The following is a 26,333-nucleotide window of genomic DNA, read 5'->3' on the forward strand; positions in this document are numbered from 1 at the left end:
CCACCGGGCCCGCACCTCCGGAGCCGCACATGACCTCCGCCGCCCCCCGGCACACCGACGCCCCCCGGCACGCCGACGACTTCCGCGCCGCCGCGCACACCGCCGCCGACCTGGCCGCCGACCACCTGGCCGGGCTGGCCGCCCGCCCGGTCTGGCAGCCGATGGACGACGCCGCCCGCCGAACCCTGCTGGACGCCCCGCTCCCCGCCACCGGCCGCCCGCTCGCCGAGCTGCTGGACACGGTCGGCCGCGACGTCCTGCCGTACCCGATGGGCAACGGCCACCCGCGGTTCTTCGGCTGGGTGAACTCCGCCCCGGCCCCGGCGGGCGTGCTCGCCACCCTGGCCGCCGCCGCGATGAACCCCAGCTCGGCCGGCGGCGACCACGCCGACGTCCACCTGGAGCGGGCCGTGGTCCGCTGGATCGCCGAACTGGTCGGCTTCCCGCACCCGGCCGGCGGCGGGCTGCTCACCTCCGGCGCCTCGATGGCGACCATCGTCTGCCTGGCCGCCGCCCGCGACCGGGCCGCGCGCGCCGCCGGGTGGGACGTCCGCGAGGACGGCCTGGCCGGGATGCCGCCGCTGGTCGGCTACGTCACCGGCGAGACCCACTCCTGCGTCCGCAAGGCCGCCGAGCTGCTGGGCCTCGGCAGCAGGCACCTGCGCACCGTGGCCACCGGCCCGGACGGGCGCCTCGACCTCGCCGACCTGCGCGCCGCGGTCGCCCGCGACCGGGCCGCCGGGCTGCTGCCCTTCCTGGTGGTCGCCTCGGCCGGCACGGTCGGCACCGGTGCGGTGGACGCCTTCGGCCCGATCGCCGACCTCTGTGCCGAGCAGCGGCTCTGGCTGCACGTGGACGGCGCCTACGGAGCGTTCGGCGTGCTGGACCCGGTGATCGCGCACCGCTACGCCGGGCTCGACCGGGCCGACTCGCTCGCCCTCGACCCGCACAAGTGGCTCGGCGTCCCGGTCGACTGCGGCTGCGCGCTGGTCCGCGACCCCGCCGGGCTGCGCGCCGCCTTCAGCCTGGTCCCCTCCTACCTGCGCGACGAGGCCGCCGGGGACCTCGGCTGGTTCTCCGAGTACGGCACCGAGCAGACCCGCCCGTTCCGCGCCCTCAAGGTGTGGGCCACCATCGCCCACCGCGGCCGGGACGGGCTCGCCCGGGACATCGCCCGCACCACCGCGCTCGCCCGCCGGCTCGGCGAACTCATCGCCGAGGACCCCGGGTTGGAGCTGCTCGCCGAGGTCCAGACCTCCATCGTCGCGTTCCGCCTGCGCCCGCCCGGCCTCACCGGCCCCGCCCTGGACGCCGTCAACCGCGAGCTGCCCGCCGCCGTCCAGCGCCGCGGCCGCGCCTTCGTCACCGGTGCCCGCCTCGGCGACCAGGAGATGCTCCGCGCCTGCCTGCTCAACCCGGCCACCACCGAGGCGGATCTGGAACTCCTCGTTCAGGAAGTGAAGACCGCGGGCACCGAGGTCGCCGCGGCACTGCACCATTAACCGACAGGTCACGGGGGATTCGTGATCGTGAAACACCGGGGCGGCAGATTGATGGCATGGAGCACCTGGAGAAGCCGAAGCCCGGAACCGTCCCGACCACGAACCCCTCCCGTGCCCAGCGCCGCGGCGCCCGCGGCCACCGGTGGCGGCGCGACGCGGTGGAACTCGCCGCCGTCTTCCTCTCGGTGACCACCGCCGACCTGGTGGCCAAGCTCGTGGTGCACGGACCGGACGGGCCGGTGGTGCTCGCCGCGTCCGCCTCCGCGCTGCTCGCCACGGCGCTGTTCCACACCTGGTGGTCGCACCGCCACCGCTTGCACGGGCCGCCCGCGCCGGACGCGCCCGCGCCACCGCCGACCGGTCCGCCGGCCGGCCCGGCGGCGCGGCCCGGGGCTCGGGGCGAGCCGCTGACGGAGTCGCTGAAGGGACCGCTGCACGACTTCGAGGAGACCGCGCTGTGGCGGGTCCGCACCACGGTGCAGGACTCCCCCGGCAGCCTGGCCCGGGTCTGCGCGGCGTTCGCGGCGCGGCGGGTGAACATCGTCTCGATGCAGTCCCACCCGCTGCCGGCCGGCGCCGTGGACGAGTTCTTCGTCCGCGCCCCGCGCTCGCTGGCCCGGGCCGACCTGACCGCGCTGGTGGCCGGGGCCGGCGGGCACGACATCTGGACCGGCCCGGCCGACGCCCACGACCTGGTGGACGTGCCGACCCACGTCCTGGCGCTGGCCACCCGGACCGCGCTGGACGCCGCCGAGCTGCCGATCGCGCTGCGCCAGCTGTTCGGGCGGTGCGGCATCCGGCAGTACCCGGGCGCGGCCGCGCGCGGCGCCGCCGGGGTGGACGGGCACGTGCTGCGGCTGCCGGTGCCCTCCGGGGACCTCATCGAGCTCACCCGCCCGCAGCTGCCGTTCACCCCGACCGAGTTCGCCAGGGCGCAGGCCCTGGTGGAGCTGGACACCCTGCTCGGCCCCCGGGTTCCGGACGTCCGGGCCCGGCTGAGCCTGCCGGCCGGCGCCGACCTGACCGTGCGGCGCGCGGACGCGGCCGACAAGGAGGCCGCGCTGGCGATGCACCACCGCTGCTCCCCCGACACGCTGCGCAAGCGCTACCACGGCCCGGTCCGGGACGCCGACCGCTATCTGGACCACCTGCTCGACGCCCGGCACGGCCAGACGCTGGCGGTGGAGGCCGCCGACGGGCGGATCGTCGCCCTCGGGCACCTGATGTGGGACGACGAGGGCGCCGAGGTGGCGGTGCTGGTCGAGGACGCCTGGCAGCGGCGCGGGCTGGGCCTGGACCTCATGCGGCGGATGTCGGCGCTGGCCCTGGAGGCCGGGGTCGACACGGTGTACGCGGTCACCCAGTCGTCCAACTCGGGGCTGATCGCCACCATGCGCCGGCTGGCGGCGCCGCTGGACTACCAGATGGAGGACGGCACGCTGGTGATCACCGCGCACCTGGCGGAGGCCGCCGAGGAGCTCCCGGTGCCCTGGCAGACCCGCCCGGGGCGGTGAGCCGGCGAGCGGGGCCGGCCGGCGGAGCCAACGAGGCAGGTAATCATCCGGTCATTTCTTCACCACACCCTCACCAAGGGCCTCCCCCGCCCCCGCGTACGGAACCGCCGCGCCCCGCTCACGCGTCCCCCACGGCGAACGGCCCCTCCGTACACCGCCGGTCCTGACCCCGGGTCAGGACCGCCCGGGCGGGCTTTCCGGGCACGTCGCAGCAGGCGGCGCGGGGTCCGGGGCGCCGAGCCCGGCGGCGGAGTCGGTAGGCTGATCCCGTCCCCGCCGCCCGACGGCCCGTAGTCCGGCCCCCGGGCGGTGCCGCAGCAAGGAGGAACCACTGAGCATGGCAGGCACCGAATCGGAGCCCACAGGCGCACGCGACGCCTCGCTGCCGGCGCGCGCGAAGATCGCGGTGACCGCCGGCAAGGTGGCCGCCGCCGTCTCCCGCAAGGCCGGGCGCGGCAGCGGCTCGGTGATCGGCGGCAAGGTCGCCCTGAGGCTCGACCCCGATCTGCTCGCCACCCTCGCCGAGAACCTCGACGTGGTGCTGGTCAGCGCCACCAACGGCAAGACCACGACCACCCGCCTGATCGCCGAGGCGCTGCGCGCCGCCGGCCCGGTGGTCTCCAACGCGCTGGGCGCCAACATGCCGGCCGGCATCACCTCCGCCCTGGCCGGCGGCTCGGAGGCCCGCTTCGGCGTCATCGAGGTCGACGAGAAGTACCTGTCGATGGTGGCGCGGGACACCCGCCCCAAGGCGATCGCCCTGCTCAACCTCTCCCGCGACCAGCTCGACCGCGCCGCCGAGACCCGCATGATGGCGGAGAAGTGGCGCGAGGGCCTCCAGGACACCGAGGCCGTGGTGATCGCCAACGCGGACGACCCGCTGGTGACCTGGGCCGCCTCCTCCTGCAAGAAGGTGGTCTGGGTGGCCGCCGGACAGGCGTGGAAGGAGGACGCCTGGTCCTGCCCCGCCTGCGGCGGTGTGATGCAGCGCCCCGGCGACGACTGGTTCTGCCAGGAGTGCGGCTTCCGGCGCCCGAACCCGCACTGGGCCCTCCAGGGCACCCACGTGATCGACCCGCAGCGCGGCGCCTGGCCGATCCAGCTCCAGCTGCCCGGCCGGGCCAACCTGGCCAACGCCACCAGCTCCGCCGCCGTCGCGGCCGTGTTCGGCGTCTCCCCGCAGGTCGCGCTGGAGCGGATGCGCTCGGTCACCGCGGTGGCCGGCCGCTACGACGTGGTCCAGTACCAGGGCCGGGACATCAGGCTGCTGCTGGCCAAGAACCCGGCCGGCTGGCTGGAGACCTTCTCGCTGATCGACGGCCCGCCCACCCCGGTGGTCCTCTCGGTCAACGCGCTCGACGCCGACGGCACCGACACCTCCTGGCTGTGGGACGTGGACTACGAGCGGCTCGCCGGGCACCCGGTGTTCGTGCTGGGCCAGCGCAAGCTGGACCTGGCGGTGCGCCTTGAGGTCGCCGGGCTGCAGTTCCACGTGGTGGACTCGTTGGAGCAGGCCGTCCGGATGGCCCCGCCCGGCCGGATCGAGGCGATCGCCAACTACACCGCCTTCCAGCAGCTGCGGAAGGTCGTGGCCGGCTGATGCCGGACCGGCGCCCCGCAGCCCCAGCAGCCCACCGCACGTACGTCATGGAAGGCCTTCGAGGATGAGTGAGAGCAGCCTGCGCGTGGTCTGGGTGTACCCCGACCTGCTCAGCACCTACGGCGACCGGGGCAACGCCCTGGTCGTGGAGCGCCGGGCCCGCCAGCGCCATCTCAACGTGACCCGGATCGACGTCCGTTCCGACCAGGCGGTGCCCACCAGCGGCGACATCTACCTGATCGGTGGCGGCGAGGACCGTCCGCAGCGGCTCGCCGCCGAGCGGCTGCGCAACGACTCCGGGCTGGTGCGGGCCTCGGAGAACGGCGCGATCATCTTCGCGGTCTGCGCCGGCTACCAGATCCTCGGCCACGAGTTCGTCAACGACCTCGGCCAGCGCGAGCCGGGCCTGGGCCTGCTGGACGTGTGGACCACCCGCGGCGAGGGCGAGCGCTGCGTCGGCGACGTGCTGGCCGACGTGGACCCGCGGCTCGGCCTGCCGCAGCTGACCGGGTTCGAGAACCACCAGGGCGTGACCCACCTCGGCCAGGGCGTCAACCCGCTCGCCCGGGTCACCGCCGGCCGGGGCAACGGCACCGGCGACGGCACCGAGGGCGCCTGGCGGGACACCGTCTTCGGCACCTACCTGCACGGCCCCGTGATGGCGCGCAACCCCGCCGTCGCCGACATGCTGATCAAGCTGGCGCTGGACGTGAACGCCCTGCCGCCGGCCGACACCACCTGGTACGACGCGCTGCGCGCCGAGCGCATCGCGGCCACGACGCGCCCCGCGTAGCACGCTCCGCGCCCGTCCGCCCGGGTGCCCGCCATGCGGTCACCCGGTCCACGGACGGGCCGGAACGTACGACAATGGGGCTGCCCCTCCCCGGGGCTGCCGGCTGCACACCCTCCTCGGCAGCAGGCTGCAATTCCACGCGGGGGCGCCGACGGCGCCGCTCCCGCGTCGGCTCCTGCCCGGCCGGACGCAGGGGCCGTATGCTCGACATCCACGGCCGGTTCCGGACGCCATGTCCGATTCCGGCCGGTCCTTCACCCGGCGGCCATCTCCGCGTCGACCCGACGCGGGAACGGCTCGCTACGGTGACGGTCCGTCGTCCCAGCCTGTAGTCCGGCCGTTCCTCGGTTCTGCTCGGGAGTTGCAAAGCAATGCGTATTGGAGTGCTGACTAGCGGCGGTGACTGCCCCGGCCTGAACGCGGTGATCCGCTCCGTGGTCCACCGGGGGGTGGTCGACCACGGCGACGAGATCATCGGGTTCGAGGACGGCTGGCGAGGTTTCCTGGAGGGGCAGCACCGGCCCCTGACCCTGGACTCGGTGAGCGGCATCCTCGCCCAGGGCGGCACCATCCTGGGTTCCTCCCGGGTACAGCCCAGCCACCTGCGCGACGGCGTCGAGCGCGCCAAGCAGTACTGCGCGGACCTCGGCCTGGACGCGGTCATCCCGATCGGCGGCGAGGGCACCCTCAAGGCCGCCAAGCTGATGAGCGACGCGGGCCTGCCGATCGTCGGCGTGCCGAAGACCATCGACAACGACATCGCCTGCACCGATGTCACGTTCGGCTTCGACACCGCCGTGTCGGTGGCCACCGAGGCGCTGGACCGGCTGAAGACCACCGCCGAGTCGCACCAGCGGGTCATGGTCGTCGAGGTCATGGGCCGGCACACCGGTTGGATCGCCCTGAACGCCGGCATGGCGGCCGGCGCGCACGCGATCGTCGTCCCGGAGCGCCCGTTCCACATCGAGAAGCTCACCGACGTCGTCCGGGAGCGCTTCGACCGGCAGAAGAAGTTCGCGATCGTGGTCTGCGCCGAGGGCGCCAAGCCCGAGCCCGGCTCCATGCACTGGGAGGAGGGCACCAAGGACATCTACGGCCACGAGCGGTTCACCGGCATCGCCACCCAGCTCTCCCGCGAACTGGAGCACCGGCTCGGCAAGGAGGCCCGTCCGGTGATCCTCGGCCACACCCAGCGCGGCGGCACCCCGACCGCCTACGACCGGGTGCTCGCCACCCGCTTCGGCTGGCACGCGGTGGAGGCCGTCCACAAGGGCGCCTTCGGGCACATCACCGCACTGCAGGGCACCAACATCAACCTGGTGCCGCTGGGCGAGGCGGTGGCCGAGCTGAAGACGGTTCCGGCCGACCGCTACCTGGAGGCCGAGACGGTCATCTGACCGCCCCCGCTCCCCCGTGGAGCGACCCCCCTGCGGACCGGAGCCCCGGCCCCCGAGCGCGCGAGTCTCGGGGGCCGGGGCCGTTCCCGGCAGCCGCCCTGCCGGGTGGCGGGACGGCGGGGTGATGGGACGGCCGGGTGATGGGACGGCCGGATCAGAACCCGGTGTCGTAGGTGTACAGGGCGCTGTGGCTCAGCAGATCGGCCGGGGAGACGGTGTTCCACGGCTTCATCGGCTCATTGAGGTCCACCACGTCCGCCGTACCGGCCGTCGGCAGGTAGCCCTGGCCCGGGTTGCGCTTCTGCCACTCCGACCAGAGCTTGTCGACGAAACAGTGGTGCAGCCAGAACACCGGGTCGTTGGGCGAGACCCCGGTGGCCATCTGGCCGCCCACCCAGACGTGCACCCGGTTGTGCAGGTTGACGCCGCGCCACCCCTCCAGCGCGTTGCGGAAGCCGGACGAGGAGCTGTTCCACGGCGCGGCGTCGTAGGTGGTGATGGCGAGCACCGACTCGGCATCGGGCCTGGTGGGCAGCTGGGCCACCCCGGCGCCGAGCTGGCGGCGCAGGTAGGTGCGGCTGTCGACGTTGACGTTGAGCGTCCAGTTGCCGGTGGAGAAGGCGAACGGACCGGTGGTCACCTGACCGTCGCTCGCCCGGCCGTTGCCGCCCAGGAAGTCGGCGCCCCAGAGGCTGGAGGCGGTGGAGCGGTCCGCGGTCCAGTCCCAGTACGGCAGGTTGACGCTGGGATCGATGGCCTGGAGCGCCTGCTCGAACTGGAGCAGGTACTTGCGGTGCCAGGGCAGGAACGACGGCGAGCGGTGGCCGGTGCGCTCGCCGTTGTCGACGTCGCTGAGGATGAACTGGTTGTGCGTGGTGACGAACGGGTCGTACCCGCCGTTCGCCTTGAGTGCCAGCACCGCGTTGACGAAGGCGCGCTTCTCCTGGGTCGTCAGGGTCGCCTGGTTCTTGCGGACTCCCATGAGTCCCCCCTCTTGTGGTGGGTGTCGGTGTCGGGTGGTGGCCGGATCAGGCGGTCGCGACCGGAACGAGCGTGGCGCCCTGGAGGTCGTTGACGGCGGCCCGCGCGAGCGCGCGCGGCGTCGCGAAGGTCTGGTAGTGGTTGACGACGCTGATCCAGGTGCCGTCGGCGTTGCGCATCATGTGCAGGTCCTCGCCGTCGATCCGCACCTCGTAGCCGGTGCCGCCGCCGTTCCCGGTGCCGCCGCCGTGCTGGTGGCTCCCCCCGTCGACCGGGCGGCCCTGGATCCGCCGGCCCTGGAAGATTTCGTCGAAGCTGTCGGAAGCGCCGGGATCGGCGGCCGTGGCCGCCCCTCCTCCCGGGCCGGCCACGCCGATCACGACCGTCCCGGCGGCGACGGCCAGGGCGGCCCCTGCCCCCTGGAGCATCCGCCGACGGGTCAGCTCGGTACCGGTGCCGTGGGTGTCCTCGGACATGCCAAATACCCCCTCGTGTGCCTTCGCTTTTGTTAAGGCACTGTTCACAAACGATTGGTGAATCGTCAATCAAAGGCGATTTCGTGATCGGAACCGCCATTTCGATGCTCGCAAGGCGCCATGGCCTAGGGAACAGCCGATCGGCGGGGGTACGGAGGGTTGTGCTCACATTCGGTCATCTTTTGCTCTACCTTGACCGGTGGACCAGAGTGGACCGGACCCACCCGGAAGGACCCAGGCGATGGAGATCCTCGCGTACGGCGTACAGGCGGACGAGCGGCCGCTGTTGGAGAAGGCGTTCGCGGACCGGCACGAACTGCGCTGCCTGTCCGTCTTCCTCAACCACGACACCGCCCCGCTGGCCGCCGGCTACCCGGCCGTCAGCAGCAGCGTGAACGCCGAACTGGACGCCGGGACGCTGGCGGTGCTCGCCGAGGGCGGCACCAGGCTGATCGCCCAGCGCTCCACCGGCTTCAACAACATCGACCTGGACGCCGCCGCCGAACTCGGAATGACCGTCGCCCGGGTCTCCCATTACAGCCCGTACGCCGTCGCCGAGCACGCCTGGACGCTCGCGCTGGCGGTCAACCGGAGGCTCACCCGGGCCGCCAACCGCAGCCGTGAGTTCGACTTCCGGCTGGACGGCCTGCTCGGGCGCGACATCCACGGGATGACCGTCGGAGTGATCGGCACCGGCAAGATCGGCGAGTGCTTCGCCCGGATCGCCTCGGGCTTCGGCACCGAACTGCTCGGCTGGGACATCGCCCCCAACCCCGCCTGCGTCGACCTCGGCATGGCCTACACCGAGCTGCCGGAACTCCTCTCCCGCGCCGACCTGATCAGCCTCCACGTCCCGCTGCTGCCGGCCACCCACCACCTGATCGACGGCGCCGCGCTCGCCCGGATGAAGGACGACGCCATCCTGGTGAACTCCAGCCGCGGCGGGCTGGTGGACAGCGCGGCCCTGGTCGAGACGCTGCGGGCCGGCCGGCTGGCCGGCGTCGGTCTGGACGTCTACGAGGAGGAGACCGGCGTCTTCTTCACCGACCGCTCCATCGAGGGCATCGCCGACGACGTCCTCGCCCGCCTGGTCACCTTCCCCCAGGTGGTCGTCACCTCGCACCAGGCCTACTTCACCCGCACCGCCGTCGGCCAGATCATCGACGCCACCGTCCGCAACGTCGACGACTACGCCGCCGGCCACCGCGGCGAGAACGTCCTCGTCCCCCGCCCGGGCGCGTAGCGCGACCCGCGGCCCGCAGGCGGGGGACGGGGGGCGGGGAACCGGCCGGGGTAAGGCCCGCCTAGGCTGTATGCCGAAGCAAAACGGGCGAACCGGACCCATCCAGGGGCCGTGACGAGGGAAAGCGGGACCCGCCGATGGGCGACGGAATGTCAGGCATGCACCACCACGGCGGGATGACCGAACTGGGCCCCTTCTCGCTCTCCAACGTGCTCACCTGGTCGCCCGACTGGGTGTTCCTGATCGGCAGCCTGGCCGCGCTCGCGCTGTACCTCACCGGGGTGGTCCGGCTGCGGCGCCGTGGCGACAGCTGGCCGGTCGGGCGCACGGTGGCGTGGGTGCTGGGCGTCGGCACGGTGATCCTGGTCACCTGCACGGGGCTGAACGACTACGGCATGGTGCTGTTCAGCGCCCACATGATGCAGCACATGGTGCTCTCCATGCTGTCGCCGATCCTGCTGCTGCTCGGCGGGCCGATCACCCTGGCGCTGCGCGCCCTGCGACCGGCCGGCAAGGGGCGTCCGCGCGGGCCGCGCGAGCTGCTGGTGGCGCTGCTGCACTCGACCTACATCAAGGTGATCTCGCACCCGGCCTTCACCATCCCGCTGTTCATCGCGAGCCTGTACGGGGTCTACTTCACCCCGCTGTTCGACTTCCTCATGGGGTACCGGCTCGGGCACATCTTCATGATGGTGCACTTCCTGGCGACCGGGCTGGTGTTCTTCTGGCCGATCATGGGCGTGGACCCGGGCCCGCACCGCCCCGGCCACGTGATGCGGATCATCGAGCTGTTCATGGGCATGCCGTTCCACGCCTTCTTCGGCGTCGCGGTGATGATGGCCAACCACCAGCTGGTGAACACCTTCACCACCGAGGGCGCGCCGCCCGGCACCGACCTGCTGGCCGACCAGAAGCTCGCCGGCGGCATCACCTGGGCGTTCGGCGAGATCCCGACCGCGATCGTGCTGATCGCGCTGGTCTACCAGTGGATGGGCTCCGAGCAGCGGCTCTCGCGCCGCCGGGACCGCGCCGAGGACCGCAGCGGCGACGCCGAGCTGGCGGCGTACAACGCCTACCTGGCCTCGCTGGACCAGCGCAGCCGGCCGGCGGCCGACGCCGGCTGACCCCCAGGCAACCCGCGGGAGCCCCCCGTCCGATCCGGACGGGGGGCTCCCGCGTTTCCGGGGGCGGGTCTCAGGCGCCGCCCCGGGCCTGCCGGGCCAGTCCGGCGACCAGGATGTCCAGACCGAACTCGAAGCGCTCCTCACCGACGTTGCGGGTCAGCGCGACGGCCATCGAAGTGATCATCGGATAGCGCTCGGCCGGGATGGTCGCGAAGTAGTCGCGGACCCGGTCGGTGAACTCCCCGGTGTCGGCGCCGCCCCGGGTGGAGGCCTCGAAGGCGGTCGCGGTGGTGTAGAGGCCGAGCAGGTCGACCCCGTAGGCGGCGGTCCGCTCGTCCAGGCCGCCGGCCCGCAGCATGGCGAGCATGGCCTCGGCGATGTCCATCGCGTGCGGGGTGACCGGCACATTGGCGACCACGGCGGCCTTGGCCAGGTCGCGGTGGGCGAGCAGCGCCGCGCGGGAGTTCCGCAGCAGGCTCTTGACCTGCTCCTGCCACCGCCCGTGGTCGGCCGGCTCCAGTTCGATTCCGGCGTAGACGAGGTCCAGGACCAGTTCGAGCAGCTCCTCCTTGGAGCCGACGTGGGCGTAGAGGCTGGCGGCGCCGGTGCCGAGCTCCTGGCCGACCCGGCGCATGCTGAGCGCGTCCATGCCCTCGGCGTCGACGATCCGCAGCGCCGCCTCGACGATCCGCTCCCGGCTCAGCGGCTGCCTCCTGGGTGCGGCCTTGGCCTTTCCCGGCCACTGCTCGGGCGGCCAGCCGGAGCGCGGGGCGGCACTGGTCATGGGGGCTCCTTCGGGGTCGGCGACGGTCCCAGATTACTTGACACGAACACCGTTCCATGGGAGAACACTGTTCGTTGAGAAAAACAGTGTTCGTTATGACGAACAGCGTTCGTCGACAGCTCTGATTCCGGAGAGCACTCCATGACCAGTCAGATCGCACCTCCCCAGGCCCCCGCGGCCCCGTCGGCCGGCTACCGGCTGCGCTGGGCGGGCCTCGCCGTCATCCTCGCCGCCGAGGTGATGGACCTCCTCGACACCACGATCACCGGCGTCGCGGCGCCCGCCATCCGCCAGGACCTCGGTGGCGACGACGCCCAGATCCAGTGGATCACCGCGTCCTACACGCTCGCCTTCGCCGTCCTGCTGATCACCGGCGGCCGGCTCGGCGACCTCTTCGGCCGCAAGCGCCTGTTCGTCCTCGGCGCGGCCGGGTTCACCCTCGCCTCGGTGCTCTGCGCGGCGGCGCCCGGCGCCGGCACCCTGATCGCCGCCCGCACCGTGCAGGGGCTGTTCGCGGCACTGCTCATCCCGCAGGGCTTCGGCCTGATCAAGGCGATGTTCCCGCCCAAGGAGGTCGGCGCCGCGTTCGGGCTGTTCGGCCCGGTGCTGGGGCTCTCCTCGGTGCTCGGCCCCACCCTCGGCGGCTACCTCACCGACGCCGACCTGTTCGGCCTCGGCTGGCGGACCGTCTTCCTGATCAACCTGCCGGTCGGCCTGCTCGCGGTGCTCGCCGCCGGCCGGATCCTGCCCGCCGACACCACCGACCGGCCCTCCGGTGCCGGGCGGCTCGACCCGGTCGGCGTGCTGGTGCTCGGCCTCGCCGTCCTGCTGCTGGTCTACCCGCTGGTCCAGGGCCGCGAGCTGGACTGGCCGTGGTGGACCTTCCTCTCGATGGCCGCCTCGGTGCCGGTCCTGTGGCTGTTCACCCGGCACCAGCGCGGCGTCCTGCGGCGCGGCGGCACCCCGCTGATCGAACCCTCGCTGTTCGCCAAGCGGCCGTTCGTCTCGGCGCTCGCCACCGGGCTGGTGTTCTTCGCCGCGCTCTCCGGGCTGATGCTGGTCTTCAGTCTGCACCTGCAACTCGGCCTCGGCTGGACGCCGCTGCACGCGGGGCTGTCGATGATCCCGCTGTCGGTCGGCGTGGTGGCCGGCGCCGTCCTCTCCGGCGGCCTGCTGGCCCCGAGGTACGGCCGCCGGGTGCTGCACGCGGGCATCGCCGTCGCTGCCGTGGGCGCGCTCGGCCTCTGGGCCACCGTCGAGCGAGGGGCGGGCGGTCTCACCTCCTGGCAGCTGATCCCGGCGCTCGCCGTCACCGGTCTGGGCCTCGGCCTGATCATGGCGCCGTTCTTCGACATCGCGCTGGCCGGGGTCGAGGAGGCCGAGACCGGCTCGGCCTCCGGCGTCCTCAACGCCCAGCAGCAGCTCGGCGGCTCGGTGGGCGTCGCGCTGCTCGGCACCGCGTTCTTCGGCTGGGCCCGTACGGACGGCTTCCTGCACGCGGCCGGCTGGACGTACGGCCTCATCGCGGCGCTGCTCGCGGTGGCCTTCCTGGTCGCCTTCCTGCTCCCCCGCTACGCCCGGCCCGAGGGCGAGGGGCACTGAATCCGTCGGGCGGGGGCGGGAAACGGCCGGGAGGCCCCGGAGGTCCGTGACAGGACCTCCGGGGCCTCCCGGGTTCAGCTACTGCGCCGTCGGGCTCAGGCGAGGGCGGCGAGCGCCTCGTTGAGGGTCTTCGACGGGCGCATCACGGCCTCGGCCTTGGCCGGGTCCGGCTGGTAGTAGCCGCCCAGGTCGACCGCGGAGCCCTGCACCGCGATGAGCTCCTCGACGATGGTCTGCTCCTGCTCGGTCAGCGTCTTGGCCAGGCCCTCGAAGGCCTGCGCGAGCGCGGCGTCCTCGGTCTGACCGGCCAGCTCCTGGGCCCAGTAGGTGGCCAGGTAGAAGTGGCTGCCGCGGTTGTCGATGCCGCCGAGGCGGCGGCTCGGCGACTTGTCCTCGTTGAGGAAGGTGCCGGTGGCGCGGTCCAGCGTGTCGGCCAGCACCTGGGCGCGGGCGTTGCCGGTGGTGCGGGCCAGGTGCTCGAAGCTGGCGGCCAGCGCGAAGAACTCGCCCAGGCTGTCCCAGCGCAGGTAGTTCTCCTTGACCAACTGCTGGACGTGCTTCGGGGCGGAGCCGCCGGCGCCGGTCTCGAACAGGCCGCCGCCGTTGATCAGCGGGACGACCGACAGCATCTTGGCGCTGGTGCCCAGCTCCAGGATCGGGAACAGGTCGGTCAGGTAGTCGCGCAGCACGTTGCCGGTGACCGAGATGGTGTCCTCGCCCCGGCGGATGCGCTCCAGCGAGAACCTGGTGGCCTCGACCGGGGACTTGATCTCGATCTGCAGACCGTCGGTGTCGTGGTCCGCCAGGTAGGTCTTGACCTTCCCGATCAGCACGGCGTCGTGGGCGCGGCTCTCGTCCAGCCAGAAGACGGCCGGGCTGCCGGTGACCCGGGCGCGGGTGACGGCCAGCTTCACCCAGTCGCGGATCGGCAGGTCCTTGGTCTGGCAGGAGCGGAAGATGTCGCCCGGCCGGACGGCCTGCTCCAGGACGACCTCGCCGGTGGCGGCGTCGACCAGGCGGACGGTGCCGGCCGCGGCGATCTCGAAGGTCTTGTCGTGGCTGCCGTACTCCTCGGCGGCCTGGGCCATCAGGCCGACGTTCGGGACCGAGCCGATGGTGGCCGGGTCCAGCGCGCCGTTGGCGCGGCAGTCGTCGAGGACGGCCTGGTAGACGCCCGCGTAGCTGCTGTCCGGCAGCACGGCGAGGGTGTCGGCCTCCTGGCCGTCCGGGCCCCACATGTGGCCGGAGGTGCGGATCATGGCCGGCATCGAGGCGTCGACGATGACGTCGCTCGGCACGTGCAGGTTGGTGATGCCCTTGTCCGAGTCGACCATGGCCAGCGCCGGGCCGGAGGCCAGCTCGGCCTCGAACGAGGCCTTGATCTCCTCGCCCAGGTGCGGGACGTTCTCCAGGCCGGCCAGGATGCCGCCGAGGCCGTTGTTCGGGTTGAGGCCCGCGGCGACCAGCGCCTCGCCGTACTTGGCGAAGGTCTGCGGGAAGAAGGCGCGGACCACGTGGCCGAAGATAATCGGGTCGGAGACCTTCATCATGGTGGCCTTCAGGTGGACCGAGAACAGCACGCCCTCGGCCTTGGCGCGGGCGACCTGCGCGGCCAGGAAGGTGTTCAGCTCGGCGGCGCGCATGACCGAGGCGTCCACGACCTCGCCGGCCAGCACCGGGACGGACTCGCGCAGCACGGTGGTGGCGCCGTCCTCGGCGACCAGCTCGATGCGCAGCGCGCCGTCGGCGGCGACGACGGCCGACTTCTCGGTGGAGCGGAAGTCGTTCTCGCCCATGGTGGCGACATTGGTCTTGGAGTCGGCCGACCAGGCGCCCATGCGGTGCGGGTGGGTCTTGGCGTAGTTCTTGACCGACGCGGGGGCGCGGCGGTCCGAGTTGCCCTCGCGCAGGACCGGGTTGACGGCGCTGCCCTTGACCTTGTCGTAACGGGCGCGGACGTCCTTGTCCTCGTCGGTCTGCGGGTCGTCCGGGTAGTCCGGCAGCGCGTAGCCCTGCGCCTGCAGCTCGGCGATGGCGGCCTTGAGCTGCGGGATCGAGGCCGAGATGTTCGGCAGCTTGATGATGTTGGCGCCCGGGGTCTTGGCGAGGGCGCCCAGCTCGGCGAGCGCGTCGCCGATCCGCTGGTCCTCGGTCAGACGCTCCGGGAAGCTCGCGATGATTCGCCCGGCGAGGGAGATGTCGCGAGTCTCCACCTTCACGCCCGCCGTCGAGGCGTACGCCTGGACCACCGGCAGGAACGAGTACGTTGCCAGGGCCGGCGCCTCGTCGGTGTGCGTATAGATGATGGTCGAGTCAGTCATCGGTACTCCGCTTCACGTCTCCAACGTCTTGACGTCAAGATATCTCGTGACCGCCCCTCCGCTCCACCTCCCCCCGGATTCGGATCAGCTCCACCGTCGTCCCGGCGCCGCCGCGGGGCAAGCGGAGCGGGCCGGCGGGTGCCTGCGGCAAGGGGCGGGCCCGACCGTCAGGACTCCGTCAACGCGGCGCTGCATTCGGTCAACGCTGCGTCAGGACGGTTCTCCGGGTGCCCGTACCGGGCCTAGCGTCATGGGGAGCGGCTCCGCGCAGTCCCGCGCAGTTCCGGCAGGCCCCACTCCACAATCGGGAGCACCCGCATGGCCCGCGTCGTCGTCTGGCACGTCCCGGTCACCGTTATCGGACGGACCACCTCCCTCCGCCTCTTCCGCCTGCGCGACGGCCGGCGGTGCGCCGTCGGCTTCAGCTCGGCGGGCGCGCTCGCCGAGCTGCTCGGACCCGAGCAGGCCGCCGTCGTGCTCGGCGAACCGGCGCTGCGCGCGCTCACCGCGCCGCTCGGCATCGAGGAAGTGGTGCTGGATCCGCGTCTGGTCGCTCCTCCGGTGGCCGGTCCGGCCGCCCGCCCGGCCGCCGGGCACCCCGCCTCCCGCTCCGGCGCGCGGCTCCAGCGCCGGTGAGCGCGCTCCACCTCGTCCCCGGCGGGCCGCTGCCCGAGCCGGCCCGCCCGCTCCAGGCCCTGGCCCGGGTGAGCTACGGCCCGGTCCCGCTGGACTTCGACCGGCTGGCGGCCGAGATCCCGGCCGTGCAGAGCGGCCTGGCGCTGGCCGGTGACGCCGACCTCGAACTGCGGCTCGCCTGCACCGGGCCGGAGGAGTTACGGGCCGTCTCGGCCGCGCTGCTCCGTGCCGGGGCCGCACACGTCCACGTCGACCTGGTCCTGCGCGCCCTCGTCCCCGGCCAGCCGGCCCTGCGGCCGGTGCCCTGACACCGCCGCCCCGGGCTCCCCGCGCCCGCCCGCCGCCCGGACAGCGGGCGGGCGGGCGCGGGGCACGCTAGCGGCGGGTGAGCGCGGCGATGGCGGTGAGCAGCAGGGCGGAGCCGGCCAGCAGGGCCGCGGTGAGCGGTTCGCCGAGGAAGGCCACGCCCAGCACGGCGGCGGCGGCCGGTTCGAGCAGCACCAGGACGGCCGCGGTGGCGCCCGGCACGACCGCCAGGCCCGCGAAGTACCAGCGGTAGGCGAGCAGCGTCGGCACGGTGCCGAGGAAGAGCAGGGCAGCGGCGTTCACCAGCGGTGCGCCGGTGGTCGGCAGCACGCCGCCGTCCACCGCGAGGGCGAGCGGCAGCAGGCAGACCAGGCCGGTGGTGAACGCCCCGGTCGAGGCGCGGGCGGTGCCGCCGGCGCGGGCCCAGAGGGTGAGTCCGCTCTGCCCCGCGCCGGCCAGGACGGCGAGCGCCACCCCGAGCACGGGCCGCGGTCCGCTCGCCGGGCCGGCCACCAGCAGGACCAGGCCGCCCAGGGCGAGCAGGTTGGCGGCCACCGCCCGGGCGGTGAGGCGTTCGCCGAGCAGCAGGTGGGCGCCGAGGCTGGTGAGCACCGGTCCGGCACCGATGGTGATCAGGGTGCCGAGGCCGAGCCCGGCGAACCGGACCGAGCCGAAGTAGGCGCACTGGCTGACGGCCAGGCCGAGCCCGGTGAGCACGGCGGCACGGGGCGAGCCGGCGGCGCCGCGGGCGGGCAGCAGGGCGAGGCAGCCGGCGGCGACGGCGAACCGCCAGGCGCAGACGGCGACCGGGCCGAGCCCGGCGGCGCCCATCAGCAGGGCGGCCACGGCTCCGCCCGCGCCCCAGGCGACGGCGGCGGCGGAGATGGACAGCAGGCCGTGCCGGACCGGCACGGCGGCATGAGTGGTCATGCGTTCGTTCTCCACGACGGGGTGCCGGGCGGGGCCCGGCCGGATGAGGTCCACCGGCGGAGCGGGCGGCACTCATCGGCCCGGGTACGGCGCAGGCCGCCAGGCTGGGAGCGTGGAGGGGCCGCCCGCTAGCGGACGGGCGGCGGCAGGATCCGGGAACGCATGGGAGGGACCCTACAGGCTGTGCGGCGCGACCGCATTTCCATACGGCCGCGCCCATTTCCACAACCCGGGGATCGCCGTCCGTAGCACGGGCACGAACCGAAGCTCAATGGACGCTCAAATCCTGGAATTACCCGCAGGTAGCGTAACGGTCGCATGAACAGGTGGCCTCCTACCTGCGGAGATATCCAGAAAAGTAGGTAACCATTCGGTAAGGAAACCTGTGCAGATGTCTCTGCATCCGCCTACTGTGTTGCAACTCTCCGCGCTCCGTACTCCGGAGAACCCTCACCACAGAGAGATTGCGCATGGCCTCCCTCAACCAGCTCTCCCCGCCCGGTACGGGCACCGGTTCCAGCACCGGGACCACCACCCACCGGTCACTCCGCCGAGAAGTCGGCCTCATCGGCCTCATGTGGGCCTCGGTCGGCTCCATCATCGGCTCGGGCTGGCTCTACGGCGCGAAGAACGCCGTCGTCGTCGCCGGACCGGCGGCGCTCGTCGCCTGGGGCATCGGCGCGGTCGCCATCGTGCTGCTCGCCTTCGTGCACGCCGAGCTCGGCGGCATGTTCCCGGTCGCCGGCGGCACCGCCCGCTACCCGCACTACGCCTTCGGCGGGCTGGCCGGCATGTCGTTCGGCTGGTTCTCCTGGCTCCAGGCCGCCACCGTCGCCCCCATCGAGGTCCAGGCGATGATCGGCTACGCCGGGCACTGGGAGTTCGCGCAGGGCTTCCTCAACGCCAACGGCACCCTCACCGCGAGCGGCATGGTCGTCGCCGTGCTGCTGATGGGCCTGTTCGTGGCGGTCAACTTCCTCGGCGTCCGGGCGCTCGCCCGCACCAACAGCGCCACCACCTGGCTGAAGATCTTCGTCCCGCTGTTCGCGATCTTCGTGCTGGCCGTGACCAACTTCCACGGCTCCAACTTCACCTCGCACGGCTTCGCCCCGTTCGGCATCAAGGGCGTGCTGACCGCCGTCAGCGCCAGCGGCATCATCTTCGCCCTGCTCGGCTTCGAGCAGGCGATCCAGCTGGCCGGCGAGAGCAAGAACCCCAAGCGCGACATCCCGCGCGCCGTGCTCGGCTCGGTCGCCATCGGCACCGTGATCTACGTGCTGCTCCAGGTCGTCTTCATCGCCGCGCTGCCCGCCGCCTCCTTCGCCAACGGCTGGGAGAACCTCGACTTCCCCGGCATCGAGGGCCCGTTCGCCGGCCTCGCCACCGTGGTCGGCCTCGGCTGGCTGGCCTGGGTGCTGTACTTCGACGCCATCGTCTCCCCCGGCGGCACCGGCCTCATCTACACCACCTCCACCTCGCGCATCGCGTACGGCCTCAGCAAGAACGGCTACGCGCCGCAGCTGTTCGAGCGCGTCGACAAGCGCGGCGCGCCGTGGTTCGGCCTCATCATGTCGTTCGTCACCGGCGTCATCTGCTTCATGCCGTTCCCGAGCTGGCAGGAGCTGGTCGGCTTCATCACCTCGGCCAGCGTGCTGATGTACGCGGGCGCCCCGCTCGCCTTCGGCGCCCTGCGCCGCCGGCTGCCGGCGCGCGAGCGCTCCTACCGCCTGCCCGGCGGCGCGGCCGTCGCCCCGGCGTCGTTCATCGTCTCCAGCCTCATCATCTACTGGGCCGGCTGGCACACCCTGTCCCGCCTGGGCATCGCGATCGTCATCGGCTACCTGCTGCTCGGCAGCTACGCCCTGTACGCCACCCGCAAGGGCCTGCCGAACGCCCCGCACATGGACTGGCGGGCCGCCCAGTGGCTGCCGGCCTACCTGCTGGGCCTCGGCCTGATCTCCTGGCAGGGCGGCTTCGGCGACGGCACCGGCCGGATCCCGATGTGGTGGGACATCGCGGCGGTCTCGGCCTTCTCCCTGGTGATCTACTACTGGGCGATCCGGGTCGCGCTGCCGGCCGAGGTCATCGAGCGGAACATCGAGGACATCGAGGTCGTCGACGAGGGCGGTCACTGACCCCTCGGCCGACACCACGAAGGGCCCGCCGGTCACCACGACCGGCGGGCCCCTGTGCTGCCGGCTACAGCGACAGCACCGCGCGCAGGGCCAGCTCGACCGCCGCCTCAGGGTCGTCGACCGGGTGCTCGGAGCGCCAGGCGACGAAGCCGTCCGGGCGCACCAGCAGGGCGCCGTCCGGGCCGACGCCGTGCAGGGCGGCGAAGTCACCGCCGGGCTCGGGCGCGAGGTCGTCGTCCGCGCCGTCGCCGATCCGGTAGGCGTCCAGCGGGACGGCCAGCCGGTCGGCGGCCCGGCGGGCGGCGTCCTGCCAGGCGGTGCCCGCCGAGCCGGTCAGCAGCACCATCGCCTGCTCGTACAGGTCCAGGGTGGACAACCGCACACCCGCGCGCAGCAGCCACTGGTGCGGCGCCCGGCTGCCCGGCTCGCCCGCCGACTCGAAGGCCTCCGGGACCACCGGGCCGGCCGGGTCGGTGCCGGTGGCCGCGCCCTGCCGGTAGCGGTAGCCGAGCGCCACCGACAGCACCCCGGCCTGCCGTCCGACGCCCGGGACGACGGCGTACCCGGGGTGGCTGTGCTCCGCCGAGCGGGCCGAGGCGCGCTCACCGGTCACCCGCGCCACCGGCCGGCGCTCCTGCCCGTAGGTCTCCAGCAGGCCGGGGCCGGCCCAGCCGCAGAGCACCGCGGAGAGCTTCCAGGCCAGGTTGTGCGCGTCCTGGATGCCGGTGTTGGAGCCGAACGCGCCGGTCGGGGACATCTCGTGCGCCGAGTCCCCGGCCAGGAACACCCGCCCCGCCGAGTAGCGGTCGGCGACCCGCTCGGCGGCGTGCCACGGGGCCTTGCCGGTCACCTCGACGTCGAGCTCGGGCAGCCCGACGGCGGCCCGGATGTGCCGGGCGCAGCGCTCGTCGGTGAACGCCTCCAGCGGCTCGCCGTGCTCCGGGTGCCAGGGCGCGTGGAACACCCACTCCTCCCGGTTGTCGACCGGCAGCAGGGCGCCGTCCGCCTCCGGGTCGGTGAGGTAGCAGGCGATGAAGTGGCGGTCACCGACCACCTCGGCCAGCCGCTTCGCCCGGAAGGTGATGCTGACGTTGTGGAACAGCTCGCCCTTGCCGCTCTGGCCGATGCCCAGCCGGGTGCGGGCCGGGCTGCGCGGGCCGTCCGCCGCGACCAGGTACTCCGCCCGGACCGTCCGCTCCTCGCCGGTCTCCCGGCTGCGCAGCAGCGCGCTCACCCCGTCGGCGTCCTGCTCGAAGGAGAGCAGCTCGGTGCCGAAGCGGATCTCGGCGCCCAGCTCGCGGGCCGCGCGGCGCAGCACCGGCTCCAGGTCGTTCTGGCTGCACAGGCACCAGGAGCTGGGGCTGAAGCGGGCCAGCCGCCCGCCCGGGTCGATCTCCCGGAACAGCCACTCCTGCTCCTCGCCGGTCAGCGAGGGGGCCTGGAGGATGCCGTGGTTCGGGGCCAGTACGGACGCCGCCTCGCGGATCGCCGTCTCGACCCCGGCCACCCGGAACAGCTCCATCGTCCGCACGTTGTTGCCTCGGCCACGCGGGTGGTGCGAGGTGTCGGCGTGCTTCTCGACCAGCAGGTGCCTGACACCCAGTCGGCCCAGGAAGAGCGAGGCCGACAGCCCGACCAGCGAGCCGCCGACGATCAGGACCGGTACCCGGTCGTCCACCTTCGGATTCATCAATTGCTCCAGCCTGTACGGGAGTTCTGGGCCGAATGCGGGGCTCGGCGGAGCCCTCGGAGGGGCTCGCGGGCACGGCGGCCCGGTCCTAACCTCCCCCGCGCCGGGCGCGTTGTGCGGTCTCTTCGCCCGGATGGCCCGCATATCTCGCGCCACCCGGGAGCGCCGCGCACGATCGACCTCAGGCCTGGTGGCCGACGGCCACCGCAGCACCCCTCCCGCCGGGGGCCCGCCCGGCCCCCTCCGGCACCGGAGCCGCCGCACGCGGCCCCCGACGCGCGCGGCCCAGAAGCAGAAAGTGGATCATGACGACTCTGTCCGAACCGCCCGCCCGGCAGCACTCCTCCTCCGAGACCCGCCTGCGGGTGGTGCTGATGCTGGAGATCCAGGACGGCGCCCAGCAGCGCTTCATGGACGTGTACGAGAAGCTCCGTCACCAGGTCGCGACCGTGCCCGGCCACGTCAGCGACCAGCTCTGCCAGTCCATCAACGACCCCCGCCAGTGGCTCATCACCAGCGAGTGGGAGGACCAGGAGACCTTCCTGGAGTGGGTGGACAGCCCGGCCCACCGGGAGATGGTCAAGCCGATGCACGGCTGCGTCAGCGACACCTTCCGCTCGCTGCGCTACACCATCCTCCGGGAGACCTCCGCCGCCGGCGCCACCGGCAGCCGCGCACCGCTGGAGGTGCCGGCCGGCCTGCCGCGCACCGCGCCCGCCGGCCAGGCCGGTCCGCCCAGGGCCGACCCGGGCCCGGACGGCGTGGTCCGGCACGCGCTCACCTTCACCGTCGAGCCCGGCAGCGAGCCCGAGGTCGCCCGGATCCTGTCCGGCTACGCCTCCCCCCGGGCAGAGGTGGACGACCACACCCGGCTGCGCCGCACCTCGCTGTTCATGCACGGCAACCGGGTGGTGCGCGCGGTCGAGGTGATCGGCAGCCTCGGCGACGCGCTGCGGCACGTCGCCATGCAGCCCGAGGTGCGGGCCGTCGAGGAGGCGATCAACCCGTACCTGGAGGAGGCCCGCCAACTGGGCGACCCGCAGGCCGCGCGCGCCTTCTTCGCCCGGGCCGCGCTGCCGGCCGCCAACCAGGCCGTCGCCGGCTCCCCCGCCTCCGGGCGGCTGCACCGGCACGCCGTGCTGTACCCGGTGAAGCCCGGCAAGGGGAAGGTGGTCACCGAACTGCTCGCCGAGTACGACGACGTCGCCACCGCCGACCCGACCGGCCCGGTCGCCGCGAGCACCGTCTTCCACCGCGAGGACGTCGTGGTGCGGCTGGTGGACCTGCGGCTGCCCCCCGAGGCCGACCCGGCGGCGGCGCTCGGCGTGGCCGGCGAGCGCGAGGCCACCGTGCTGGGCCGGCTGCTCGACCTCGGCCCGGAGGGCGACCTGCGGACCGACGCCGGGCTGCGGGCCTTCCTCGCCGCCCGCAGCATGAACCCGGTCACCGACCGGACGTCCCAGGACTCCTGACGACCACGGCCCCCGGTCCACCAAGCCCCGGCAAGAGAAGGAAGAAACCATGTCCACGCAGTACCCACGGATCGTGCACGTCTCCGAGGCGCCGGAGAACCGCCGGCGCGGCGGCGACCTGCGCGCCATGCTCACCCCGACCACCTGCGGCGCCACCAGCGGGTTCATGGGCCTGGCCATCGTGCAGCCCGGCGAGCGGATCGGCGAGCACTACCACCCGTACTCCGAGGAGTTCGTGTTCGTCGTCACCGGCGACCTGGAGGTGGACCTGGACGGCGAGACCCGGGTGCTCAGGCCCGAGCAGGGCCTGATGATCCCGATCAACATGCGCCACCGGTTCCGCAACGTCGGCGACTCGGTGGCCAAGATGGTCTTCCACCTCGGCCCGCTGGCGCCGCGCCCCGAACTCGGCCACGTCGACACCGAGGAGACCGCCGCGCCGTCGGGGAAGGCGGGGGCGGTCAACTCCGGCCCGCCGGAACACGCCAAGGTGGGCTCGTGAGCCGCCGTCGGGTCGCCGTCACCGGGATCGGCGTGGTCGCGCCCGGTGGGGTCGGGGTCCCGGCGTTCTGGGACCTCCTCACCGCCGGGCGGACGGCGACCCGGGGCATCACGCTCTTCGACCCCGCCGGGTTCCGGTCCCGGATCGCCGCCGAGTGCGACTTCGACCCGGCGGCCCACGGGCTCGGCCCGGACGACGTCCAACGGGCCGACCGCTACGTGCAGTTCGCGATGGTCGCGGCCGACGAGGCGATCGCCGACGCCGGACTCGACCTGGCCGCCGAGGACCCGTGGCGGATCGCCGTCTCACTCGGCACCGCCGTCGGCGGCACCACCCGCCTGGAGCACGACTACGCCCTGGTCAGCGCCGGCGGCGCCCGCTGGGACGTCGACCACCGGCTCGCCGAGCCGCAGCTGCACCGGGCGTTCGCGCCCAGCACGCTCGCCTCGGCGGTCGCCGAACGGACCGGCGCGCACGGCCCGGTGCAGACCGTCTCCACCGGCTGCACCTCCGGCCTGGACGCCATCGGCTACGGCTTCCAGGCGGTCGAGGACGGGCGCGCCGACATCTGCGTCGCCGGCGCCTCCGACTCGCCGATCTCGCCGATCACCGTCGCCTGCTTCGACGCCATCAAGGCCACCAGCGAACGCAACGACGACCCGGCGCACGCCTCCCGGCCGTTCGACGCCCACCGCGACGGCTTCGTGCTCGGCGAGGGCGGCGCCGTCCTGGTGCTGGAGGAGCTGGAGCACGCCCGCCGGCGCGGCGCGCGGATCTACGGCGAGATCGGCGGGTTCTCGACCTTCGGCAACGCCTACCACATGACCGGCCTCACCCAGGAGGGGCTGGAGATGTCCCGGGCGATCGACCACGCGCTCGACCACGCCCGGGTCGACCGCACCGGCGTCGACTACGTCAACGCGCACGGCTCGGGCACCAAGCAGAACGACCGGCACGAGACGGCGGCCGTCAAGCGCTCGCTCGGCGAGCACGCGTACCGGACGCCGATGAGCTCCATCAAGTCGATGGTCGGGCACTCGCTCGGCGCGATCGGCGCGATCGAGGTGGTCGCCTGCACCCTCGCGCTGGACCGCGGCGTGGTGCCGCCGACCGCCAACTACGAGACGCCCGACCCGGAGTGCGACCTCGACTACGTGCCGCGCACCGCGCGGGAGCTGCCGCTGCGCACCATCCTGTCGGTCGGCAGCGGATTCGGCGGATTCCAGTCCGCCGTCGTGCTCACGAGAACGGGGTGATACCCATGACGTCACGTCAGCAGAACCGCCGGGCGGTGATCACCGGCCTCGGCGTGGTGGCACCGAACGGCGTCGGGGCCGACGCCTTCTGGAAGGCCACCCGGCAGGGCGTGAGCGTCCTCGACCGGATATCCCGCGAGGGCTGCGCGGACCTTCCCCTGCGCGTCGCCGGCCAGGTACGGGACTTCGACCCACGGACCGCCATCGACAGCCGCTACCTGGTGCAGACCGACCGGTTCACGCACTACGCGATGGCCGCCGCCGATCTGGCGGTGGCGGACGCCGGCTTCACCGCCGACCCCGAACAGCCTTACGCGGTGGGCGTGGTGACCGCGGCCGGCTCCGGCGGCGGCGAGTTCGGCCAGGGCGAGCTCCAGCAACTGTGGGGCAAGGGACCGCAGTTCGTCGGCCCCTACCAGTCGATCGCCTGGTTCTACGCCGCCAGCACCGGCCAGATCTCCATCCGCGGCGGCTACAAGGGCCCGTGCGCGGTGGTGGCCAGCGACGAGGCCGGCGGACTGGACGCGATCGCGCACGCCGCGCGGGCCGTCCAGGAGGGCACCGACGCGGTGGTGGTCGGCGCCGCCGAGGCCCCGCTCGCGCCCTACTCGATGGTCTGCCAGCTCGGCTACCGCGAGCTGAGCCTCGACGAACGCCCCGACCGGGCCTACCTGCCGTTCTCCCCCGACGCGGCCGGCTTCGCGCCCGCCGAGGGCGGCGCGATGCTGCTGCTGGAGGACGAGCGGACCGCCCGCCGGCGCGGGGCCGCCGTCCGGGCGTACATCGCCGGCCACGCCGCGACCTTCACCGGCGCCTCCCGCTGGACGGAGTCCCGGGAGGGCCTGGCCGCGGCGATCCGGATCGCCCTGGAGCGGGCCAGGATCTCCGCCGAGGAGATCGACGTGGTCTTCGCCGACGCCCTCGGCGTCCCGGCCGCCGACCGGGCCGAGGCGCTGGCGCTGGCCGACGCGCTCGGTCCCTACGCCGAGCGGGTCCCGGTCACCGCCCCCAAGTCCGGGACCGGGCGGGCCTACTGCGGCGCCCCCGCGCTGGACACCGCCGCGGCCGTGCTCGCCATGGAGGACGGCGTGCTGCCGCCCACCCCCAACGTCACCGAGGTCGGGCACGACCTCGCCCTGGTGACCGGCCGTGCCCGTCCGGCCGAACTGCGCACCGCGCTGGTGCTCAGTCGCGGGCTGATGGGCTCCAACTCGGCGCTGGTGCTCCGGCGCGGCGAGCCGTCCTGAATCCGTCCTGAATCCGTCCTGACCACCTGCTCAGCCCGTTCCACCCCTGTTCCACCCCCGCTCCACCCGCTCACCACTCGCTCGCAACGAAGGGACACCCCCGTGAGCAACACCCTCAGCTATCCCGAACTCGCGGCGCTCATCCAGGCCCGGGCCGGCGTCGTGATCGCCCCGGACGACCTGGAGCGCCCCGGCGCCGCCTTCGACGAGTTCGGCGTGGACTCCCTCGGCCTGCTCGGCGTGGTCGGCGAGCTGGAGAACCGGCACGGCGTGAAGGTCACCAACGGCGCGGAGTCGGCCAAGACGCCGGCCGAGTTCCTGGAGCTGGTCAACTCCGCCGTCACCGCGAAGGCCGGTGCCTGAGATGCCCGGACACACGGACAACGAGATCGTCATCGCGGCCCCGCTCGACCTGGTCTGGGAGATCACCAACGACCTGGAGAACTGGCCGCAGCTGTTCAGCGAGTACGCCTCCGTCGAGGTGCTCGAGCGCGAGGGCGACCGGGTGCGGTTCCGGCTCACCATGCACCCGGACGACGACGGAAAGGTGTGGAGCTGGGTCTCCGAGCGCACCACCGACCGCTCCGAACTCGCCGTCCAGGCCCGGCGCGTCGAGCCCGGCCCGTTCGAGTTCATGGACATCCGCTGGGAGTACGCCGAGGTGCCGGCCGGCACCCGGATGCGCTGGGTGCAGGACTTCGCCATGAAGCCCACCGCACCCGTCGACGACGAGGGCATGGTCAACCACATCAACCGCAACTCCCGGATCCAGATGCAGCTGATCCGCGAGAAGGTCGAGAAGAAGGCGGCGGAGCTCTGACC

23 protein-coding genes are annotated in these 26,333 nt (G+C 73.2%); 17 read left to right on the forward strand and 6 right to left on the reverse strand.

The window, feature by feature from the left end; translation table 11 throughout:
- Positions 1–29 precede the first annotated feature (29 nt).
- From ACFZBX_RS28280 to ACFZBX_RS28300, 5 genes are all read left to right on the forward strand, one after another.
- A complete protein-coding gene (locus tag ACFZBX_RS28280) occupies positions 30–1,502 on the forward strand; it encodes a pyridoxal phosphate-dependent decarboxylase family protein (protein ID WP_391536619.1) in 1,473 nt (490 codons plus the stop codon).
- A 56-nt stretch (positions 1,503–1,558) separates the two neighbouring features.
- Complete coding sequence (locus tag ACFZBX_RS28285) at positions 1,559–3,016, forward strand: GNAT family N-acetyltransferase (protein WP_391536620.1); 1,458 nt, start codon at positions 1,559–1,561, stop codon at positions 3,014–3,016.
- 337 nt (positions 3,017–3,353) lie between these two features.
- Positions 3,354–4,616 (forward strand): MurT ligase domain-containing protein, encoded by a 1,263-nt coding sequence (locus tag ACFZBX_RS28290; RefSeq protein WP_380626515.1) that lies wholly within the window; start codon positions 3,354–3,356, stop codon positions 4,614–4,616.
- Between the two features lie 64 nt (positions 4,617–4,680).
- Entirely contained in the window at positions 4,681–5,409 is a 729-nt protein-coding gene (locus ACFZBX_RS28295) for a type 1 glutamine amidotransferase (RefSeq protein ID WP_391536621.1), read from the forward strand.
- A gap of 371 nt (positions 5,410–5,780) precedes the next feature.
- Positions 5,781–6,806, forward strand: a complete 1,026-nt coding sequence (locus tag ACFZBX_RS28300; protein ID WP_391536622.1) for a 6-phosphofructokinase — start codon at positions 5,781–5,783, stop codon at positions 6,804–6,806.
- A 154-nt stretch (positions 6,807–6,960) separates the two neighbouring features.
- On the opposite strand, the gene ACFZBX_RS28305 is transcribed toward ACFZBX_RS28300, so the two are convergent.
- Positions 6,961–7,788: a tyrosinase family protein gene (locus ACFZBX_RS28305; protein ID WP_391536623.1), complete on the reverse strand. Its 828-nt coding sequence runs from the start codon at positions 7,786–7,788 to the stop codon at positions 6,961–6,963.
- A gap of 46 nt (positions 7,789–7,834) precedes the next feature.
- On the reverse strand, positions 7,835–8,263 hold the full coding sequence (locus ACFZBX_RS28310; RefSeq protein ID WP_391536624.1) for a tyrosinase cofactor: 429 nt from the start codon (positions 8,261–8,263) through the stop codon (positions 7,835–7,837).
- A gap of 241 nt (positions 8,264–8,504) precedes the next feature.
- On the opposite strand from ACFZBX_RS28310, the gene ACFZBX_RS28315 reads away from it, so the two are divergent.
- Positions 8,505–9,506 carry a 2-hydroxyacid dehydrogenase gene (locus ACFZBX_RS28315; protein ID WP_391536625.1) on the forward strand — a complete coding sequence of 334 codons (1,002 nt, stop codon included), beginning with the start codon at positions 8,505–8,507 and terminating at the stop codon, positions 9,504–9,506.
- Positions 9,507–9,664: 158 nt separating this feature from the next.
- Positions 9,665–10,630: a cytochrome c oxidase assembly protein gene (locus tag ACFZBX_RS28320; protein WP_391536626.1), complete on the forward strand. Its 966-nt coding sequence runs from the start codon at positions 9,665–9,667 to the stop codon at positions 10,628–10,630.
- Between the two features lie 70 nt (positions 10,631–10,700).
- Here the strand turns inward: ACFZBX_RS28320 and ACFZBX_RS28325 are convergent, their stop codons facing one another.
- A complete protein-coding gene (locus ACFZBX_RS28325; protein ID WP_391536627.1) occupies positions 10,701–11,414 on the reverse strand; it encodes a TetR/AcrR family transcriptional regulator in 714 nt (237 codons plus the stop codon).
- A gap of 141 nt (positions 11,415–11,555) precedes the next feature.
- Here ACFZBX_RS28325 and ACFZBX_RS28330 point away from each other — a divergent pair, with 141 nt between their 5' ends.
- A complete protein-coding gene (locus ACFZBX_RS28330; RefSeq protein ID WP_391536628.1) occupies positions 11,556–13,016 on the forward strand; it encodes an MFS transporter in 1,461 nt (486 codons plus the stop codon).
- A 95-nt stretch (positions 13,017–13,111) separates the two neighbouring features.
- On the opposite strand, the gene ACFZBX_RS28335 is transcribed toward ACFZBX_RS28330, so the two are convergent.
- Entirely contained in the window at positions 13,112–15,337 is a 2,226-nt protein-coding gene (locus tag ACFZBX_RS28335) for an NADP-dependent isocitrate dehydrogenase (RefSeq protein ID WP_391536629.1), read from the reverse strand.
- A 318-nt stretch (positions 15,338–15,655) separates the two neighbouring features.
- On the opposite strand from ACFZBX_RS28335, the gene ACFZBX_RS28340 reads away from it, so the two are divergent.
- Both ACFZBX_RS28340 and ACFZBX_RS28345 read left to right on the forward strand, forming a co-directional pair.
- Positions 15,656–15,973, forward strand: a complete 318-nt coding sequence (locus ACFZBX_RS28340) for an SAV_915 family protein (protein ID WP_391536630.1) — start codon at positions 15,656–15,658, stop codon at positions 15,971–15,973.
- Complete coding sequence (locus ACFZBX_RS28345; RefSeq protein ID WP_391536631.1) at positions 15,970–16,281, forward strand: hypothetical protein; 312 nt, start codon at positions 15,970–15,972, stop codon at positions 16,279–16,281. The genes ACFZBX_RS28340 and ACFZBX_RS28345 overlap by 4 nt, the downstream gene beginning before the upstream one ends.
- Before the next feature lie 67 nt (positions 16,282–16,348).
- Here the strand turns inward: ACFZBX_RS28345 and ACFZBX_RS28350 are convergent, their stop codons facing one another.
- Complete coding sequence (locus ACFZBX_RS28350; protein ID WP_391536632.1) at positions 16,349–17,209, reverse strand: EamA family transporter; 861 nt, start codon at positions 17,207–17,209, stop codon at positions 16,349–16,351.
- 470 nt (positions 17,210–17,679) lie between these two features.
- Here ACFZBX_RS28350 and ACFZBX_RS28355 point away from each other — a divergent pair, with 470 nt between their 5' ends.
- Entirely contained in the window at positions 17,680–19,344 is a 1,665-nt protein-coding gene (locus ACFZBX_RS28355; protein ID WP_391536633.1) for an APC family permease, read from the forward strand.
- Between the two features lie 64 nt (positions 19,345–19,408).
- Here the strand turns inward: ACFZBX_RS28355 and ACFZBX_RS28360 are convergent, their stop codons facing one another.
- Entirely contained in the window at positions 19,409–21,034 is a 1,626-nt protein-coding gene (locus ACFZBX_RS28360; protein WP_391536634.1) for an FAD-dependent oxidoreductase, read from the reverse strand.
- A gap of 305 nt (positions 21,035–21,339) precedes the next feature.
- Between ACFZBX_RS28360 and ACFZBX_RS28365 the strand changes: the two genes are divergently transcribed.
- From ACFZBX_RS28365 to ACFZBX_RS28390, 6 genes are all read left to right on the forward strand, one after another.
- The gene (locus ACFZBX_RS28365) at positions 21,340–22,506 is read left to right on the forward strand and encodes a SchA/CurD-like domain-containing protein (RefSeq protein ID WP_391536635.1); all 1,167 of its coding nucleotides are present in this window, start codon (positions 21,340–21,342) and stop codon (positions 22,504–22,506) included.
- A gap of 49 nt (positions 22,507–22,555) precedes the next feature.
- The gene (locus ACFZBX_RS28370; protein WP_391536636.1) at positions 22,556–23,008 is read left to right on the forward strand and encodes a cupin domain-containing protein; all 453 of its coding nucleotides are present in this window, start codon (positions 22,556–22,558) and stop codon (positions 23,006–23,008) included.
- Positions 23,005–24,264: a beta-ketoacyl-[acyl-carrier-protein] synthase family protein gene (locus tag ACFZBX_RS28375; RefSeq protein WP_391536638.1), complete on the forward strand. Its 1,260-nt coding sequence runs from the start codon at positions 23,005–23,007 to the stop codon at positions 24,262–24,264. The genes ACFZBX_RS28370 and ACFZBX_RS28375 overlap by 4 nt, the downstream gene beginning before the upstream one ends.
- Before the next feature lie 5 nt (positions 24,265–24,269).
- On the forward strand, positions 24,270–25,511 hold the full coding sequence (locus tag ACFZBX_RS28380; protein WP_391536639.1) for a beta-ketoacyl synthase N-terminal-like domain-containing protein: 1,242 nt from the start codon (positions 24,270–24,272) through the stop codon (positions 25,509–25,511).
- 102 nt (positions 25,512–25,613) lie between these two features.
- Positions 25,614–25,874, forward strand: coding sequence for an acyl carrier protein (locus ACFZBX_RS28385; RefSeq protein WP_391536640.1), 261 nt, complete (start codon positions 25,614–25,616; stop codon positions 25,872–25,874).
- Position 25,875: 1 nt separating this feature from the next.
- The gene (locus tag ACFZBX_RS28390; protein WP_391536641.1) at positions 25,876–26,331 is read left to right on the forward strand and encodes an SRPBCC family protein; all 456 of its coding nucleotides are present in this window, start codon (positions 25,876–25,878) and stop codon (positions 26,329–26,331) included.
- Positions 26,332–26,333 lie beyond the last annotated feature (2 nt).

The organism is Kitasatospora sp. NPDC008115, assembly GCF_042957205.1.
In the GTDB taxonomy this organism is placed as follows: Bacteria; Actinomycetota; Actinomycetes; order Streptomycetales; family Streptomycetaceae; genus Kitasatospora.

Coding starts and splice junctions, on each gene's coding strand:
- ACFZBX_RS28290 (WP_380626515.1), top strand. CDS start 3,354: ATGGCAGGCACCGAATCGGAGCCCACAGGCGCACGCGACGCCTCGCTG.
- ACFZBX_RS28295 (WP_391536621.1), top strand. CDS start 4,681: ATGAGTGAGAGCAGCCTGCGCGTGGTCTGGGTGTACCCCGACCTGCTC.
- ACFZBX_RS28365 (WP_391536635.1), top strand. CDS start 21,340: ATGACGACTCTGTCCGAACCGCCCGCCCGGCAGCACTCCTCCTCCGAG.
- ACFZBX_RS28305 (WP_391536623.1), bottom strand. CDS start 7,788: ATGGGAGTCCGCAAGAACCAGGCGACCCTGACGACCCAGGAGAAGCGC.
- ACFZBX_RS28340 (WP_391536630.1), top strand. CDS start 15,656: ATGGCCCGCGTCGTCGTCTGGCACGTCCCGGTCACCGTTATCGGACGG.
- ACFZBX_RS28335 (WP_391536629.1), bottom strand. CDS start 15,337: ATGACTGACTCGACCATCATCTATACGCACACCGACGAGGCGCCGGCC.
- ACFZBX_RS28320 (WP_391536626.1), top strand. CDS start 9,665: ATGCACCACCACGGCGGGATGACCGAACTGGGCCCCTTCTCGCTCTCC.
- ACFZBX_RS28325 (WP_391536627.1), bottom strand. CDS start 11,414: ATGACCAGTGCCGCCCCGCGCTCCGGCTGGCCGCCCGAGCAGTGGCCG.
- ACFZBX_RS28310 (WP_391536624.1), bottom strand. CDS start 8,263: ATGTCCGAGGACACCCACGGCACCGGTACCGAGCTGACCCGTCGGCGG.
- ACFZBX_RS28355 (WP_391536633.1), top strand. CDS start 17,680: ATGGCCTCCCTCAACCAGCTCTCCCCGCCCGGTACGGGCACCGGTTCC.
- ACFZBX_RS28300 (WP_391536622.1), top strand. CDS start 5,781: ATGCGTATTGGAGTGCTGACTAGCGGCGGTGACTGCCCCGGCCTGAAC.
- ACFZBX_RS28360 (WP_391536634.1), bottom strand. CDS start 21,034: ATGAATCCGAAGGTGGACGACCGGGTACCGGTCCTGATCGTCGGCGGC.
- ACFZBX_RS28280 (WP_391536619.1), top strand. CDS start 30: ATGACCTCCGCCGCCCCCCGGCACACCGACGCCCCCCGGCACGCCGAC.
- ACFZBX_RS28285 (WP_391536620.1), top strand. CDS start 1,559: ATGGAGCACCTGGAGAAGCCGAAGCCCGGAACCGTCCCGACCACGAAC.
- ACFZBX_RS28370 (WP_391536636.1), top strand. CDS start 22,556: ATGTCCACGCAGTACCCACGGATCGTGCACGTCTCCGAGGCGCCGGAG.
- ACFZBX_RS28380 (WP_391536639.1), top strand. CDS start 24,270: ATGACGTCACGTCAGCAGAACCGCCGGGCGGTGATCACCGGCCTCGGC.
- ACFZBX_RS28350 (WP_391536632.1), bottom strand. CDS start 17,209: ATGACCACTCATGCCGCCGTGCCGGTCCGGCACGGCCTGCTGTCCATC.
- ACFZBX_RS28315 (WP_391536625.1), top strand. CDS start 8,505: ATGGAGATCCTCGCGTACGGCGTACAGGCGGACGAGCGGCCGCTGTTG.
- ACFZBX_RS28330 (WP_391536628.1), top strand. CDS start 11,556: ATGACCAGTCAGATCGCACCTCCCCAGGCCCCCGCGGCCCCGTCGGCC.
- ACFZBX_RS28390 (WP_391536641.1), top strand. CDS start 25,876: ATGCCCGGACACACGGACAACGAGATCGTCATCGCGGCCCCGCTCGAC.